The organism is Phaeobacter gallaeciensis (assembly GCF_001678945.1).
Classification (GTDB): domain Bacteria; phylum Pseudomonadota; class Alphaproteobacteria; order Rhodobacterales; family Rhodobacteraceae; genus Phycobacter; species Phycobacter gallaeciensis_A.
In genome coordinates this window covers 735,220-750,426 of record NZ_CP015124.1, presented here as the reverse complement: position 1 = coordinate 750,426, position 15,207 = coordinate 735,220, and the positions used below count along the sequence as shown (strand labels likewise).

Below are 15,207 nucleotides of genomic sequence, written 5' to 3'. Positions count from 1 at the left end.
GCGGCCCTTGCCCTGACATTCCGGCCCCTTGAGGCCGGTTCAACCACCGCGCAGATGCCGCGCCCGGGTACGTCCCGGGGGCGGCGTTCTGCATTCCGGCTCAAAAGAGAACAAGGGACTGCCAATGTTTGATAAGATCCTGATCGCCAACCGGGGCGAGATCGCCTGCCGCGTCATCAAGACGGCGCGCAAAATGGGCATCAAGACCGTTGCCATCTATTCTGATGCGGACAAGCAGGCGCTGCATGTTCAGATGGCGGATGAGGCCGTGCACATCGGCCCGCCGCCCGCGAACCAGTCCTATATCGTGATCGACAAGGTCATGGACGCCATCCGTCAGAGCGGCGCCCAAGCGGTGCATCCGGGTTATGGCTTCTTGTCTGAAAACTCCAAATTCGCCGAGGCGCTGGCCGCCGAGGGCGTGGCCTTTGTCGGCCCTCCCGTAGGGGCCATCGAAAGCATGGGTGACAAGATCACCTCCAAGAAGATTGCTCAGGAGGCAAACGTCAGCACGGTTCCCGGCTACATGGGCCTCATCGAGGACGCCGATGAGGCGGTGAAGATCTCGAACGAGATCGGCTACCCGGTGATGATCAAGGCCTCTGCCGGCGGCGGCGGCAAGGGGATGCGGATCGCCTGGAACGACGAAGAGGCCCGCGAAGGTTTCCAGTCCTCCAAGAACGAGGCGGCGAACTCTTTTGGCGATGACCGGATCTTTATCGAGAAATTCGTCACACAGCCGCGCCACATCGAAATTCAGGTGCTCTGCGACACCCACGGCAACGGCATCTATCTGGGGGAGCGCGAATGCTCGATCCAGCGCCGCAACCAAAAAGTTGTCGAAGAAGCGCCGTCGCCTTTCCTTGATGAAGCCACCCGCAAGGCGATGGGTGAGCAGGCCGTTGCCCTGGCCAAGGCGGTGGGCTATGCCTCTGCTGGTACGGTGGAATTCATCGTTGATGGCGACAAGAACTTCTACTTCCTGGAAATGAACACCCGCCTGCAGGTGGAACACCCTGTGACCGAGCTGATCACCGGTGTCGATCTGGTCGAGCAGATGATCCGTGTCGCCGGTGGTGAGCCGCTCAGCATTACTCAGGATGATGTGAAACTGACGGGCTGGGCGATTGAAAACCGCCTTTACGCCGAAGATCCCTATCGCAACTTCCTGCCCTCCATCGGTCGTCTGACCCGTTATCGTCCCCCGGCAGAGCAAGCTTCTGGCCCGCTGCTGGAAAACGGCAAATGGCAGGGCGAAGCGCCCGAAGGCACCGTCGCAGTGCGCAATGACACCGGCGTCTACGAGGGCGGCGAGATCTCGATGTATTACGATCCGATGATCGCTAAGCTTTGCACCTGGGCACCGACCCGTGAGGCAGCGATTGCCGCCATGCGTGATGCGCTGGACGGGTTCGAGGTTGAGGGCATCGGTCACAACCTGCCGTTCCTGTCGGCTGTGATGGATCATCCGAAATTCGTCAGCGGCGACATGACCACCGCCTTTATCGCCGAAGAGTACCCGGACGGGTTTGAAGGCGTCGAACTGCCCGAGGCAGAGCTGCGCCGCATCGCAGCTGCCACCGCAGCCATGCACCGCGTCGCCGAAATCCGCCGCACTCGTGTGTCGGGCCGTATGGACAACCACGAACGCAAGGTGGGAACCGATTGGGTTGTGACGCTTCAGGGCCAGTCCTTCGATGTGACAATCGAGGCAGATCCCTCCGGCTCCACCGTGCGCTTTGCCGACGGGGAAACGGTCCGGGTGGCTTCGGACTGGACGCCGGGCGATCAGCTGGCGCGGGTTTCTACGGATGACAGCGGACTGGTTCTGAAGGTTGGCAAGATCTCTGGCGGCTTCCGCATCCGCAGCCGCGGCGCCGATCTGAAGGTGCACGTGCGCACGCCGCGTCAGGCGGAACTCGCGCGCCTGATGCCCGAGAAGCTGCCGCCGGACACCTCCAAGATGCTGCTCTGCCCGATGCCTGGCCTGATCGTGAAGGTCGATGTCGAGGTTGGCCAGGAAGTGCAGGAAGGCCAGCCGCTTTGCACCGTTGAAGCGATGAAAATGGAAAACATCCTGCGCGCCGAACGCAAGGGGATTGTGTCCAAGGTCAACGCAAGCGCCGGTGACAGCCTCGCCGTGGACGATGTCATCATGGAGTTCGAATAAGGTGCAGCAGGGGGCAGCCATACTTGCCGGAGGTTTTGCGGGGCGATCTGCCGCGCGAGTCCGCCTGCGAGGCCGGACAGGGCATCGCCCTGAGGCCGGGGCTGCCCTTTTTTATGCCGGGTATGACAACCCATGCACGAATTCTTCAGAATTGGCTGGCAGATTGATCCGGACGGGGCGATGGGCCCGCGACCGCTCCTGCATGGTGGGGGCGGTTTCGTGCCGCGTCCAGCCCGCACGCGAGAGGTATCAAGGGTTTCCGGAGGCGCCACATGATCCGCATTGCTGTCAGTCTGCTGTCGGGCCTTTTGGTGCTGGCGGCCTGTGCGCTGGACAAGGAAGAGGAAGTGCGCGCTCAGATCGCGCCCTGGGTCAAGCTGGGCGAGACCTATTTCTTCGAATCCTCAAGCAGTTGCACTGCGGCGGTCTTCTACATCGAAAGCCCGCGCATCAGCTCGTTGGTGTCCCGGGCACGGTCGATGGCGACGGGCATGAATATGCTCTCGGCAGGCAAACCGGTCTATTTCGATGTTCGGGGCAAAACACCCAACGCGCTGACCGAGGAAATCATGTCTCGCGATCTGCCGCAGGGGATCAGCGTGCTGAACTCCGGTTTGGCTGGGGCACACTGCATGACCGAACTGGTCAAGGGCGTCTATTATCAGGCCATCATGAACCCGACTTCGCAGCTGATTTTCGTGCCGGATGGCGATGCGATGATCGTGCTCGACCGGCAGGCTGGGGCGCTGATCTACGTGCGCGGCAGCGGCTGACGCCTCAGCTGCCGCGGCGTTCTTCGACCTCGCGCAGGCGCGATGGGAATTTGTCGATGGTCCGGGTCAGTTCCCGCACTGTCCAGGGATGCGGTTTTCGCAGTTTCACACCGCCGTCTTTGCCCACCAGCACCAGCATAAAGCCGCGCGGGCGCAGTTTCTTGCGCAGATCGGACCGCGCGCTGGGATCGGTGTCGGTCAGAACAACCACGTCCCGGTCCAGCAAATCCGCCGCACGTTTTGCCAGCCGTTCCATCTGGTCATGGAATCGCGGATCCTCGGGGCTGTCGGCAAAGACCACAACGGGCCGTTTGTGCCACAGGAAATCGCTCAGATCGCCTTTGTACTCCGGTTCGATCCACCCTGTGGTATCGGCGGTGGTTGCTTCCTCGGCGCTGGCACCGGCTGCAATGGTGGCGCAGGGAAGAAAAGCTGTCAGAACAAGGGCTAGGATTGGTTTCATGATCTCTCCTGTTGCTGTCAATATATGCCGCGCCAGTGCGAATGCGATGGCCGAATGTGTTCGAGCCGAAAAAAATTCAGAGGACATTAACCGCTTTGAGAGGGTGAAGAGGGCATGATCCGTCCGTCTCCCTCTGATGGTCCGCAAAAACGGACCCCGTCCAAAGGACTGGAAAAGCGATGCAAGTAATTGTTCATGTCGGTGCTCATCGGTGCGCCACCACCTCGTTTCAGGATTATCTGCGGTTCAATGCCGCCACGCTGGCCGAACAGCGGCTGGAGGTCTGGGGGCCGGATCTGACCCGGGACGGGCTGTTTCACGGCATTCAGCCAACCCCGTCCGTGGGCAGCGCTGCGGCGGCCTCCAAACGGGCGCGTGGGCGGCTTCGGATGCGTCTGGACCAGAGCCGCGATGCGGGTACCGAGCAGTTGCTGATCAGCGACGAGAACATGATCGGCAGCGTGCGGGAAAACCTGCGCCTTGCCGGGCTCTACTGCGGGATCGGAGAACGTCTGGCGCGCTTCAACGAGGCCTTTGATGGCAGGGTGTCGGTGTTGGCGGTGAACCTGCGCAGCCTCGAAGCCTACTGGACCTCGGCGCTGACCTATGCGGTGGCGCGCGGGCATCGGGTGCCTGCGACAGGGCAGCTGAACCGGCTGCTGGAAAGCACCCGCAGCTGGCGTGATGTGCTGACCGACATGGCCTGTAGCATGCCGGATACTGAAATCCGGGTGCTGCCCTTTGAAACCTTTGGGGGCCGCCCTGAGTTGCAGCTGGAGCTGCTGACCGGGTGCAAGGCGCCACGCGAAAACGCCCGCATGCGCCATGCGGCGTCCCCGCGGCTGGAAGAGCTGCGCGGCATGATCCCAACCTCGGCCGCCCGGAGCCTGCCCGAAGGAGAGGGTCGCTGGCGCCCCCTGGACGAGGTGCAAAGCGCGGTGCTGCGCGAGCGTTACGCTGATGATCTCATGTGGCTGGCCTCGGGCGCCGATGGCCTGGCCCGTATAATGTATGACCCGGAAAAACAGGTGGCGGGACAAAACCCGCTCCGTACCGACTTGACGAGAGGAAGACCCCATGACGAAGACAGACGATTGGCGGGCTCTGGCTGAAAAAGAGCTGCGTGGCCGCCCGCTTGAGGACCTGACCTGGCAGACGCTCGAAGGGATCGACGTCAAGCCGCTTTACACCGAGGAAGACACCAAGGCGCTGCCCCATATGGGCACGCTTCCAGGGTTCGGCCCGTTCACGCGCGGCGTGAAGGCGACCATGTATGCGGGCCGCCCCTGGACCATTCGGCAATACGCCGGATTCTCCACCGCCGAAGAAAGTAACGCATTCTACCGCCGCAACCTGGCCGCCGGTCAGCAGGGCGTTTCGGTTGCCTTCGACCTGGCCACCCACCGCGGTTATGACAGCGACCACCCCCGCGTGGTGGGCGATGTCGGCAAGGCCGGCGTTGCCATCGACAGTGTCGAGGACATGAAAATCCTCTTTGACGGTATCCCGCTCGACAAGGTCTCGGTGTCAATGACCATGAACGGCGCGGTGATCCCGATCCTGGCGAACTTCATCGTCGCAGGTGAAGAGCAGGGCCACGACAAGAGCCTGCTGGCGGGCACCATTCAGAACGACATTCTGAAAGAGTTCATGGTGCGCAACACCTATATTTATCCGCCCGAACCCTCGATGCGGATCATTTCGGACATCATCGAATATACGTCGAACGAGATGCCGAAATTCAACTCCATCTCGATCTCCGGCTACCACATGCAGGAAGCCGGCGCGAACCTGGTGCAGGAACTCGCCTATACGCTGGCCGATGGGCGCGAATACGTGCGCGCGGCGATCGAGGCCGGCATGGACGTGGACAAGTTCGCGGGCCGTCTGTCGTTCTTCTTTGCCATTGGCATGAACTTCTTTATGGAGATCTCTAAACTCCGGGCCGCACGTACCCTGTGGCACCGGGTGATGACCGACTTTGGCGCCAAGAATGATCGTTCCAAGATGCTGCGCACCCACTGCCAGACCTCGGGCGTCAGCTTGCAAGAGCAGGATCCCTATAACAACGTGATCCGCACCGCCTATGAAGCGATGTCGGCTGTCCTCGGCGGCACCCAGTCACTGCACACCAACGCGCTGGACGAAGCGATTGCCCTGCCGACGGATTTCTCGGCCCGCATTGCGCGCAACACCCAGCTGGTGCTGCAGGAAGAAACCGGCGTCACCAATGTGGTCGACCCGCTGGCCGGTTCCTACTACGTGGAAAGCCTGACGAATGAGCTGATCGACAAGGCCTGGGCCCTGATGGAAGAGGTCGAGGAAATGGGCGGCATGACCAAGGCGGTCGCCTCTGGCATGCCCAAGCTGCGCATCGAAGAAAGCGCTGCCCGTCGCCAGGCGATGATCGACCGCGGCGAAGAGGTGATCGTCGGCGTCAACAAGTACCGCAAGGAAAAAGAAGACCCGATCGACATTCTGGACGTGGATAACGTCAAGGTCCGCGAAAGCCAGATCGCGCGGCTGGAAAAGATCCGCGCCACCCGCGACGATGCGGCCTGCACGGCTGCCTTGGATGAAGTCACCCGCGTGGCCAAGGAAGGTGGCAACCTTCTGGCCGCCGCAGTCGAAGCTGCCCGCGCCCGGGCTTCGGTCGGAGAGATCAGCATGGCGATGGAAAAGGAATTCGGCCGTCACAGCGCCGAGGTGAAAACCCTGGCCGGTGTGTATGGCGCCGCGTACGAAGGCGACGAAGGTTTTGCTGCGATCCAGAAATCGATCGATGAATTCGCTGCAGATGAAGGACGCCGCCCGCGTCTTCTGGTGGTGAAAATGGGGCAGGACGGTCACGACCGCGGCGCCAAGGTGATCGCGACCGCCTTTGCTGATATCGGTTTTGATGTCGACGTAGGCCCGCTGTTCCAGACCCCGGATGAGGCCGCACAGGATGCTATCGACAACGATGTGCATGTGGTCGGGATCTCCAGCCAGGCCGCAGGTCACAAGACGCTGGCGCCGCAGCTGGTTCAGGCGCTGAAAGAGCAAGGCGCAGAGGATATCATCGTGATCTGCGGCGGTGTTATTCCGCAGCAGGACTATCAGTTCCTCTATGACAATGGCGTCAAGGCGATCTTCGGCCCCGGTACCAATATCCCCGAGGCGGCGCAGGATATCCTGAAACTGATCCGCGAGGCGCGCAGCTGATCCCTGCGATCCGCGCGTTGGCGCAAGCCTGAAAAAGAGACACCCGGTGCCCCGTGGCGCCGGGTTTTCTGTTGCAGCCGCCTTCCCCTCGTCAGGATCAGCGGTGCTTCCGGTTCTCCCATACGGAATAACCGCCCACGCCAAAATCCGTATCTGGCGCCTCATCCAGCATATGCAACAACTCGATGGAATGGCCGTCCGGGTCCTTGAAATAGACAGAGACAGCAGGCATCCAGCCCAGAACCACAGGCTCATCCGCCGGTGCGCCATTAAATCCAAGCGGTGTGATGCCCTGGGTCGGCAGGCGCTCAAAGGACTGAAGCACAGCCTCTTTCGTGGCGCGAAAGGCAAAATGCAGCTGCATGCTCAGCGGCGCGCTGCCCGCGCCCCAAAGCCCCAGCATCCCGGTTTCTTTTGGCCCGGCCCAGAGAAACGCGACATTGCGCTCCGGCAGCCGCCGGGCCAGCGGCAACCCCAACTGGCCGCAATAAAACGCCAGCGACTGGTCCAGATCCCGCACCGGCAGGTGGGTTTCATAGATGCCAAGGATATGTTGAGCGGCCCATTGTTCCGGGGGTAGTTGGTCGTGCATGATCTTCTCCGGTTCCGGCGGGGCGTGGCCCCGCGGGTCTGTGCTGTATGTCAAGATGCGCGTTTCTGCGCGGCGCGAGGCCGGGCAGGGCGCCTGATGATTCCAAGCCTAATTTCTCAAGTTGACTTTAGGTCAAGCTGAAATCGGCCCCCCAGTCAGACCCGCGATGTTGCTATGCGCCCTTCGGCTCAGGTGGCGGGTTTCCTTCCGCTGTGAATTTGCTAGGGTCCGCGCGAAAGACAACGACACAAATCAGTCGCAACAGGGGCTTAGCCATGGAACTGGATCACATTGCCGTCGCCGGTGAAACGCTTGCGGAGGCCACGGCCCATGTCGAAGCCGCGCTTGGCGTGCCGCTTCAGACAGGCGGGCAGCACCCGGTATTCGGCACGCACAACCGGCTTTTGGGGCTGGCGGACGGGCTTTATCTGGAGGCCATCGCCATTGATCCCGAGGCAACGCCGGAACGCAGTCCGCGCTGGTTCGATCTCGATCGTTTCTCCGGGATGCCGCGCCTGACCAACTGGATCTGCCGCGCAACCGGCCTGCCGGAGTTGCTGGAGCGGATGCCGGATGGGGCCGGGATCTCGGTGCCGCTGACCCGAGGCGATCTGGTCTGGGATATGGCAGTGCCCGCCGATGGCAAGCTGCCTTTTGACAATCTGTTTCCAGCGCTCATCGAATGGCACAGCGCCCATCCCGCGCCTCGGCTGGAGCAGCAGGGCTGCGCGTTGCGGCGCCTTGTGATCGCGCATCCCGATGCGGCCGATCTTGAAGCGCTTTTGCCGCTCAACGACGGTCGGTTGGTGTTTGAAACCGGACCTGCCGCCATGGAGGCAGAATTCGACACGCCGCACGGTATTCGTCTGCTGCGTTAAAAAATCATCTGTTTCCGGTGCCTGTGGTCCTGACAGGTCGCGCAAACCGCATTAGGCTTTTCTTATGTCTCTTTGGAGCCGCATATCTGATGCGCTGGGCGCGCTGGCCAAGGGTGAAAGCCTGGCGGATGTTTTTGACCGCCTGCGGGCGCCACCTGAACGTACCGTGGGTTTTGCCATCGCGGTGATCGCGCTGGGGGCCAAGATGGCCAAGGCGGACGGGCAGGTCACCCGGGATGAGGTGACTGCCTTTCGCGAGGTGTTCCAGATCGCCCGCGATGACGAGGCAGGCGCGGCGCGGGTGTTCAACATGGCGCGCACCGATGTGGCGGGCTATCAGGACTATGCGGCGCGTATCCAGCGCATGTTTGCCAATGATCCGGCGACCCTTTGCGATCTGATGGAAGGGCTGTTTCACATCGCGCTGGCAGATGGGTTCTATCATCCCGGCGAGAATGAGTTTCTAGAAGAGGTCAGCCGCATCTTCGGTCAGACTCCGCAACAGTTCATCGCCCTGCGCGCGCGGTTTGTGACCGATGCGCCAAAGGATCCTTATACGGTGCTGGGGGTGTCGGCGGATATGCCGATTGATGAAATCCGCAAGCACTGGCGCAAGCTGGTGCGGGAAACCCATCCCGATGCGATGCTGGCTCGGGGAGTCCCCGAAGAGGCGGTGCGTCTGGCGGAAAAGCGGATGATCGACATCAACCGTGCCTGGGACGAGATCAACGGATGCGGGGCACATGCGGCTGGTCACCTATAATATCGAGTGGTTTTCACACCTCTTCGACAAGAATGACCAGCTGATTCTGGACAATAAACCCTCGGGGCGGCACGGGGTGGATCGCTACACCCAAGGGGTATCGCTGGCGCATGTTTTCCAGACCCTCGATGCCGATGCGGTGATGGTGATCGAGGCGCCCAATACCGGGCGGCGGCAGCGGACCGTGCGCGCTCTTGGCGCTTTTGCCGCCGAAGCGGGGCTGCGCGCCAGCGAGGTGATCAGCGGCTTTGCCACCGATACCCATCAGGAAATCGCCCTGATGTATGACCCTGCGGTGCTGAGCGCCGAACACGATGCCCGGAGCAGCAAGGAAGCGCCGCGTTTCGATACCCGTTTCGAGCTGGACCTCGACACCGATTCCATCCCGGAACATGTGCGGTTTTCAAAGCCGCCGCTGGAGCTGAACGTCACGACAGCCGGGGGGAAGACCCTGCGGATGATCGGCGCGCACCTAAAGTCCAAGGCGCCCTATGGGGTGAAGGGACATGACGCCATCATCCAGCGCGCCATTGAGAACCGGCGCACGCAGTTGGCACAGGCGATCTGGCTGCACCGGCGCATTGCCGATCATATCGCGGCAGGGGATGATCTGATCCTGATGGGCGATCTGAACGATGGTCCGGGTCTGGATGAATACGAGCGCCTATTCGGGCAATCCTCGGTTGAGATTATCATGGGGCAGGATCTGACCGACCCCCATGCCGAAAGCCTGAAAAAGCCCCGGCCAGGCATCGTGCCCAGCACCGCGCGGTTTTATGATGAGGAAAAGAAACGGTTCTTCCGGGCGTGCCTTGACTATGTGATGATTTCACAAAGCCTGACGGCCTATAATCCTCGCTGGCGGATCTGGCACCCGTTCGAGGACGCTGATTGCTATGCCGATGAGGTCCTACGCGAGGCGCTGCTCATGGCCTCGGATCATTTCCCTGTCAGCCTCGATATCGATCTGACTTAAAATCATCGCATAGGAAGCTTATATTGGACCCATGAAACGGTTTTTACATGTAAGTGCCGCCTGCCTGCTGTGCCTGTCCGCCCCTGTGGCGGCGCAGGAGAGCGAGGAGAATGGTAAGGGTTTGATGGAAAAGGGCGCTGAGCTGTTCTGGGAAGGGCTGCGCAAGGAAATGGCCCCCGCGCTGGAAGATCTGGAAGGGCTCGCCGCGGAAATCGGCCCCTCCATGCGGGACTTCCTGGCCGAGATGGGACCGTCGCTGGCAGCCATTGCGGCCGAGGTCGAGGACTGGAGCAGCTACGAGCTGCCGGAAATCCTGCCCAATGGCGATATCATCATCCGCAAGAAGCCAGAGGCGCCCTCTCCTGAAGAGAAAGACGAAGTCCCGGAGAACGGCGTTACCGATCTCTAAGGGGCGCAAGCCGTAGGGTGACGCGCCCCTTTGTCATCCGTCGACCCAATCGGTCTACGCAGCCGACCGGGTTAGCCAACAATTTTGACGGTCAGCTCTGCCTCCAGCGTGTCGCAGAGCGATTTCAGGCGGGCCTCGGCGACCTCACCATAAAGGGCTTCGGAGGCTTTCGGCAGTTCCAGCGTCAGGTGCTTCTTGCGCGGTTGCCATTTCAGCTTGCCGATGTCGCCGTTTTCGCTGACCATCAGCATGGCACCAAACCGCATCGCCTTGCCCAGGATTTCCGCCTCTTTCTGCCCCTTTTCATCCAGAAGATCGTATAGATACTCAAAGGCGGTGCCCTGCCGTTTGTTGCGGTAGCGATGCAGCAGCGCCAGCCCCAGGAAGACACGTTCGGAATGTTTCAGCCCGCCGAGGTTGGCGCGGGTGGCATTGTCGAAACAGACCTCGGCGCGGTAATCCGGGTGGGCGCGCCAGCTGACATCATGTAGCAGGCTGGCAGCCTTGATCAGGCGTTTCTTGGTGTGCGGCCCATTGCTAAACAGCGGGATGACAAAATCATAGAGCGTCTTGCCAAAGCCGGGAATGCGGGCGTCCTTGGCCTCGGCAAAACGGCTGGCTTCGACCAGCGGGTCGCGTTCGCGTAGGCGCTGGGGCATCTGTTCGTAGAGCAGCCCTTCGCGGATGCCATAGCTTGATACGGCGATATCCTTGGGCTTGAAGGTCTTGACCAGTCGGGACAGCACGTCGATCGCATAGGGCACCAAGGACATCCGCGCGTTGGAGATGCCGGTTTCGGCGCGCAACTCTTCGATGTCGCGTTTCTCGATGTATTTCAGGGTGGCGCGCACGTCCTTGGCGCTCATCCGGTATTCGTGCAGAACCTTCAGCGGATACCCGCGCCGGGCCATGTCGATGCGGGCGATGGCGCGCCAGCTGCCGCCGACCAGGAACAGACGGTCGGTCTGCTTGCCCATTTCCTCGCGCAGTTCCGCCATGACCTCGGCGATATGAGCCTTGCGCCCCCGGCGCCCGCCCTTGATGTCCCGCAGTTTCAGCGGGCCAAGAGAGGAGGTGACGCGTTTGCCGACCTCGCCGTCGTGGATTTCCGCCAGCTCCATCGAGGAGCCGCCGATATCGCAGACCAGGCCATAAGAGCCGGGCCAGCCCAACAACACGCCCTGTGCGGACAGGCGCGCTTCTTGCTGACCGTCGATCACCCAGATCTTTAGCCCGGTTTCGCGAAGCACATCGGCGCAGAACTCCGGGCCATCCTCGGCATCGCGCACGGCAGCTGTGGCGACCACCGACAGGGGTGGCAACCCCATCCCATCGGCAAGGTGTTGGAACCGGCGCAGCGCGGCCAGCGCGCGTTTGCGTCCCTCGGGGTTCAGGCGCCCGGTTTCCGAGAGGCCAGCCCCCAGGGCGCACATGATCTTCTCGTTGTAGAAATAGGCCGGGCTGCGGGCCGCGCCGTCAAAGACGACCAGACGCACGGAGTTTGATCCGACATCCACCACCCCGACCCGGGACAGCGCCCTTGAATCGGGATCATCGAACAGCGGGCGGCCAAAGGGCCCCCAGTCGGCGGTGGCGTCGGGGGTGGCAGGATCCTCGGTCACGGGTGTCGGCGCTCCGTCTTGGGTCTCGAATCTAGGATGGTTTAGGGTGGGGCCGGGGTCAACCGCCGGTCCCGGCAATCCGGGTTTCGCCCGCAACACTGCGGTCTTCGGACATCAGCCGCACCGCCAGGGGGCGCGACAGGTTGCGTTTTTCCGCCAGCGACAGCCGGTCTAGTTGTTCGACGATCCGGGCTGCCGCAGCAAACGAACGATCCATATGGGCCACAAGATAGGGGATCACGTCGGGTTTCGGGGTGATCTGGCGGTCATTGAAGAGCTTCGCCAGAACCACAGCCAACAAGGCATCGTCCGGCGGCTGCAGCTCGGCATGTGTGGCGGCCTGAACACGGCTTTGCAGGTCCGGCAGGCTCAGCCCCCAAAGGTTGGGTGCCGCGCGCCCCGTCATCATCAGGGCAAACCCGTTCGCCAGCACCAAGTTGTGCAGGTGAAACAGGGCCTCCTGGGCGGATTTGTCAGAGGCGATCTGCGGCACGTCCTCCAGGACCACGGGCGCGGTTGCCAGCTCGGGCACCATCGCCTCGGTCAGATCTGCCGCCGATACGATCCGGGCGCCGGACTGGCTGGCCCAGACATGGGCCAGATGCGTCTTTCCCGATCCGGCAGGACCGGTCAGAACCAGTTTGCCACTGGGCCATGAAAACCCCGGATCCAGCAGCGCCACAGCCATGGCATTCGACGGGGCGACAAAAAAGTCGTCCCGGCCCAAAGCCGTTTTGGCGGGCAGGTCAAAGCTGAGTTGTTGCGCCATATTACTTTTTCGAATCCCGGTGGCTCAGTCCCTGGTACAGACGGCTGTGCAGATACTGTCCCGTGAGGAAACGTGCAACTACGCCCAAGGCTGCCGCAACAGGCACGGCAACCAGCATACCAACAAAGCCAAAAAGCGCGCCAAAGACCGACAGGGCCAGCAGCAGCCAGACCGGATGCAGGCCAACGGATCCGCCGACCAGTTTCGGAGTAAGGTAGTTGCCCTCGATCACCTGACCCAGTGCAAAAATCCCGGCCACCAGCCCGATCGACCACCATTCACCCCAGAACTGGAACAGGGCAAGTCCGATAGCCAGAGCGCCGCCCACCAGCGCCCCCAGATAGGGAATGAAGGTGACGAGCCCGGCGATGAACCCCACCGCCAGTCCGAAATTCAGACCAACCAGCATCAGGGCGACGGCGTAGTAAACGCCCAAGATCAGGCAGACCGTGCCCATGCCGCGGATGAAAGAGGCAAGCACATCGTCAATCTCACCGGCCAGCTTGCGGATCACCGGCGCATGGTCCAGGGGCAGCAGTGCGTCGATCCGTTCGATCATCCGGTCCCAGTCCAGCAGCAGATAGACCGAGACAACCGGAACGATCACGAAAAGCACCAGCAGGTTGACGACCGAGACGGCCGAGCCGACGAGGGATTCAAATAGCTCGATCCCCTTGCCCTGAAGGGTGCCTGCGATGGAGGCGATGGTTTGCTGCGCGCGGCTACCTTCGGTGAAGATCGACGGGAAGTGTTCCTGCGCGAAGTTGCGCAGATCGCGAAAGGCTTCGGGCAGAACCCGGATCAGATCGCTCAGCTGGTAGATCAGCGTCGGCACCACCACCAGCAGCAGCAGCATGAAGACCAGCATGGCGCCGATAGTAATCACCGCAGTTGCGGCGGTACGGCTGAGGCCCGCGGCCTCTAGTCGGTCGGCAATGGGATCAATCAGATAGGCAATCGCCGCGCCCAGCACAAAGGGTAGCAGCACGTCTCCCAAAGCCCAGAGGACGATTGCGAAAACCACGGCGGCAACGCCCCAGTATTGAAACTGCTTCTTCGCCGGAAGTGCCATATGCCAAGCGCCTCTCTGAGATCTGTTCTCCAATTACCCCAGTCATTGCCCATGCGGTTGCCTCATGCAACAGCCAAGCGGCAAGTGCCGCCAAATGAGTACCGGGTGGGGCAGGGGCGTTTCTGCACGGTCTGCGTCAGTGGATGCGCACGCCCTGACGGGTCAGTTCACCTTGTACGGCGGCAATGTCCACCGCGTGCGGGCTGCAGGCGGATTTGACGGATAGTGCCGCGGCAACGCCCGCGCCCTGACCGGCCACCGCGCAACAGGCCATATTGCGGGTGGCGGCATGGGCGACCTTGTCGCCGCCGATGGCGCGGCCGGTCACCAGCAGGTTTTCCACCCCTTTGGGCAGCATGGCGCGATAGGGAATCTGCATATAGCGCCCGGTGGTGGGCAGGATCAGGATGCCATAGCCGTCGATGAATTCCGGGTAGATGCCGATGGTGTCTTCGAACCGGCCCTGATTGCGGGTCTCATCCTCGGTCATGTTGTGATGGGCGTCGATCTTGCGGGTGTCACGGATGCCGATGGTCATGCCGAAATTGCGCAGCCGTGCGCCTTCGCAGCCAGGTGTATATGCCTTCAGCGCATTGATCGCGTGCATGGCCTGCTTGCGTCCTTCAATCTCGAACCGGGTCATGCTGTCCGGGTCGGTGCCGTCGCAGCCTGCCAGATGCACTAGGTTCATATAGGTCATCTCACCACTGTCATGAACAGCCCCCCAAGTGCCGCCGATAGTATTGAGATGCGCAGGGATCAACCCGTCGCGCAGCGCCTGCGCAAAGGGCTTGGCGAGGAAGGGAGAGAACATCTCGTCCTCCTTGCCGGAGGTCTCCACCTCCCACTCCCCGGTGGACCAGTCCCTGTAGGTCTGCGGGTCGGCCTTGACCCCTTCCATGAACTTCTGCTTGTCGACGCCTGCGATGTGGAACATCACGCTGGCGGCCTGCATTTCCTCGATCGGTGTCTTGATTGTGGGGGCGCCCATCATCTGCGCGATATCGGCGTCTCCTGTCGCATCGATCACCCGCTGAGCCAGGATCGCCTCGCGCCCTGCCTTTGATTCGACGATCACGCCGGTGATCCGGTTGCCTTCGCGGATCGGGGCCACGAACATGCGGTGCAGCATCGGGTGAATGCCTGCTTCCTCGACCAGTCTATCGGCGACCAGTTTGAAGCCTTCGGCGTCCAGCTCGTAAGACAGGGACTGGCTTTCCGGTACGGCGGCATCCATCGCCTTGGCGCGTTCCTCGAATTCCCAGCCGATGCCACCAGCCTCAACCGTCTGCTCGTGCCGGTACCAGGCAAAACCTTCGACGCCGACAGCGGTGATATTGCCACCAAAGCAGCCGAACCGGTCCAGCAGGGTCACATCGACCCCGCAGCGCGCTGCTGCCAGTGCCGCCGCCAGCCCGCCGGGACCAGAGCCTACGACAAGCACATCGGTGCGATGCACGACGGGGATTTCCCGGGCGGGTTCGGTAATGGTGTCGCGCATCTGGGCCTCCGCAAT

Annotated in this window: 14 protein-coding genes; 8 read left to right on the top strand and 6 right to left on the bottom strand. The window is 61.8% G+C overall.

What is annotated here, in order from left to right; genetic code table 11:
- Positions 1–124 precede the first annotated feature (124 nt).
- Positions 125–2,170: an acetyl-CoA carboxylase biotin carboxylase subunit gene (locus JL2886_RS03525; protein ID WP_065270751.1), complete on the top strand. Its 2,046-nt coding sequence runs from the start codon at positions 125–127 to the stop codon at positions 2,168–2,170.
- Positions 2,171–2,442: 272 nt separating this feature from the next.
- Positions 2,443–2,943 carry a hypothetical protein gene (locus JL2886_RS03520; RefSeq protein ID WP_065270750.1) on the top strand — a complete coding sequence of 167 codons (501 nt, stop codon included), beginning with the start codon at positions 2,443–2,445 and terminating at the stop codon, positions 2,941–2,943.
- 4 nt (positions 2,944–2,947) lie between these two features.
- Here JL2886_RS03520 and JL2886_RS03515 read toward each other — a convergent pair whose 3' ends face one another.
- Positions 2,948–3,406, bottom strand: a complete 459-nt coding sequence (locus tag JL2886_RS03515; protein ID WP_065270749.1) for a DUF4174 domain-containing protein — start codon at positions 3,404–3,406, stop codon at positions 2,948–2,950.
- 179 nt (positions 3,407–3,585) lie between these two features.
- Between JL2886_RS03515 and JL2886_RS03510 the strand changes: the two genes are divergently transcribed.
- On the top strand, positions 3,586–4,518 hold the full coding sequence (locus JL2886_RS03510; RefSeq protein ID WP_065270748.1) for a hypothetical protein: 933 nt from the start codon (positions 3,586–3,588) through the stop codon (positions 4,516–4,518).
- Positions 4,484–6,610 carry a methylmalonyl-CoA mutase gene (gene scpA, locus JL2886_RS03505; RefSeq protein WP_065270747.1) on the top strand — a complete coding sequence of 709 codons (2,127 nt, stop codon included), beginning with the start codon at positions 4,484–4,486 and terminating at the stop codon, positions 6,608–6,610. Before JL2886_RS03510 ends, scpA begins: the two co-directional genes overlap by 35 nt.
- A 97-nt stretch (positions 6,611–6,707) precedes the next feature.
- On the opposite strand, the gene JL2886_RS03500 is transcribed toward scpA, so the two are convergent.
- Positions 6,708–7,202: a VOC family protein gene (locus JL2886_RS03500; RefSeq protein WP_065270746.1), complete on the bottom strand. Its 495-nt coding sequence runs from the start codon at positions 7,200–7,202 to the stop codon at positions 6,708–6,710.
- 275 nt (positions 7,203–7,477) lie between these two features.
- On the opposite strand from JL2886_RS03500, the gene JL2886_RS03495 reads away from it, so the two are divergent.
- From JL2886_RS03495 to JL2886_RS03480, 4 genes are all read left to right on the top strand, one after another.
- Positions 7,478–8,080, top strand: coding sequence for a VOC family protein (locus JL2886_RS03495; RefSeq protein ID WP_065270745.1), 603 nt, complete (start codon positions 7,478–7,480; stop codon positions 8,078–8,080).
- Positions 8,081–8,144: 64 nt separating this feature from the next.
- On the top strand, positions 8,145–8,843 hold the full coding sequence (locus JL2886_RS03490; RefSeq protein WP_065270744.1) for a molecular chaperone DjiA: 699 nt from the start codon (positions 8,145–8,147) through the stop codon (positions 8,841–8,843).
- Positions 8,824–9,819, top strand: coding sequence for an endonuclease/exonuclease/phosphatase family protein (locus JL2886_RS03485; protein ID WP_065270743.1), 996 nt, complete (start codon positions 8,824–8,826; stop codon positions 9,817–9,819). Before JL2886_RS03490 ends, JL2886_RS03485 begins: the two co-directional genes overlap by 20 nt.
- Before the next feature lie 31 nt (positions 9,820–9,850).
- Positions 9,851–10,228, top strand: a complete 378-nt coding sequence (locus tag JL2886_RS03480; RefSeq protein WP_065270742.1) for a hypothetical protein — start codon at positions 9,851–9,853, stop codon at positions 10,226–10,228.
- Positions 10,229–10,299: 71 nt separating this feature from the next.
- On the opposite strand, the gene JL2886_RS03475 is transcribed toward JL2886_RS03480, so the two are convergent.
- The 4 genes from JL2886_RS03475 to JL2886_RS03460 form a co-directional block, all read right to left on the bottom strand.
- The gene (locus JL2886_RS03475; protein WP_065270741.1) at positions 10,300–11,850 is read right to left on the bottom strand and encodes a Ppx/GppA family phosphatase; all 1,551 of its coding nucleotides are present in this window, start codon (positions 11,848–11,850) and stop codon (positions 10,300–10,302) included.
- Between the two features lie 58 nt (positions 11,851–11,908).
- A complete protein-coding gene (locus JL2886_RS03470) occupies positions 11,909–12,619 on the bottom strand; it encodes an HdaA/DnaA family protein (protein ID WP_065270740.1) in 711 nt (236 codons plus the stop codon).
- Between the two features lies 1 nt (position 12,620).
- Complete coding sequence (locus tag JL2886_RS03465) at positions 12,621–13,691, bottom strand: AI-2E family transporter (RefSeq protein WP_065270739.1); 1,071 nt, start codon at positions 13,689–13,691, stop codon at positions 12,621–12,623.
- A gap of 136 nt (positions 13,692–13,827) precedes the next feature.
- Positions 13,828–15,192 (bottom strand): FAD-dependent oxidoreductase, encoded by a 1,365-nt coding sequence (locus JL2886_RS03460; protein WP_065270738.1) that lies wholly within the window; start codon positions 15,190–15,192, stop codon positions 13,828–13,830.
- Positions 15,193–15,207: the final 15 nt, after the last annotated feature.

Excerpts from the sequence above, each read along its gene's own strand:
- JL2886_RS03525 (WP_065270751.1), top strand. The coding sequence starts at position 125 with ATGTTTGATAAGATCCTGATCGCCAACCGGGGCGAGATCGCCTGCCGC.
- JL2886_RS03480 (WP_065270742.1), top strand. The coding sequence starts at position 9,851 with ATGAAACGGTTTTTACATGTAAGTGCCGCCTGCCTGCTGTGCCTGTCC.
- JL2886_RS03510 (WP_065270748.1), top strand. The coding sequence starts at position 3,586 with ATGCAAGTAATTGTTCATGTCGGTGCTCATCGGTGCGCCACCACCTCG.
- JL2886_RS03495 (WP_065270745.1), top strand. The coding sequence starts at position 7,478 with ATGGAACTGGATCACATTGCCGTCGCCGGTGAAACGCTTGCGGAGGCC.
- JL2886_RS03485 (WP_065270743.1), top strand. The coding sequence starts at position 8,824 with ATGCGGCTGGTCACCTATAATATCGAGTGGTTTTCACACCTCTTCGAC.
- JL2886_RS03520 (WP_065270750.1), top strand. The coding sequence starts at position 2,443 with ATGATCCGCATTGCTGTCAGTCTGCTGTCGGGCCTTTTGGTGCTGGCG.
- JL2886_RS03490 (WP_065270744.1), top strand. The coding sequence starts at position 8,145 with ATGTCTCTTTGGAGCCGCATATCTGATGCGCTGGGCGCGCTGGCCAAG.
- JL2886_RS03515 (WP_065270749.1), bottom strand. The coding sequence starts at position 3,406 with ATGAAACCAATCCTAGCCCTTGTTCTGACAGCTTTTCTTCCCTGCGCC.
- JL2886_RS03465 (WP_065270739.1), bottom strand. The coding sequence starts at position 13,691 with ATGGCACTTCCGGCGAAGAAGCAGTTTCAATACTGGGGCGTTGCCGCC.
- scpA (WP_065270747.1), top strand. The coding sequence starts at position 4,484 with ATGACGAAGACAGACGATTGGCGGGCTCTGGCTGAAAAAGAGCTGCGT.
- JL2886_RS03470 (WP_065270740.1), bottom strand. The coding sequence starts at position 12,619 with ATGGCGCAACAACTCAGCTTTGACCTGCCCGCCAAAACGGCTTTGGGC.
- JL2886_RS03460 (WP_065270738.1), bottom strand. The coding sequence starts at position 15,192 with ATGCGCGACACCATTACCGAACCCGCCCGGGAAATCCCCGTCGTGCAT.
- JL2886_RS03500 (WP_065270746.1), bottom strand. The coding sequence starts at position 7,202 with ATGCACGACCAACTACCCCCGGAACAATGGGCCGCTCAACATATCCTT.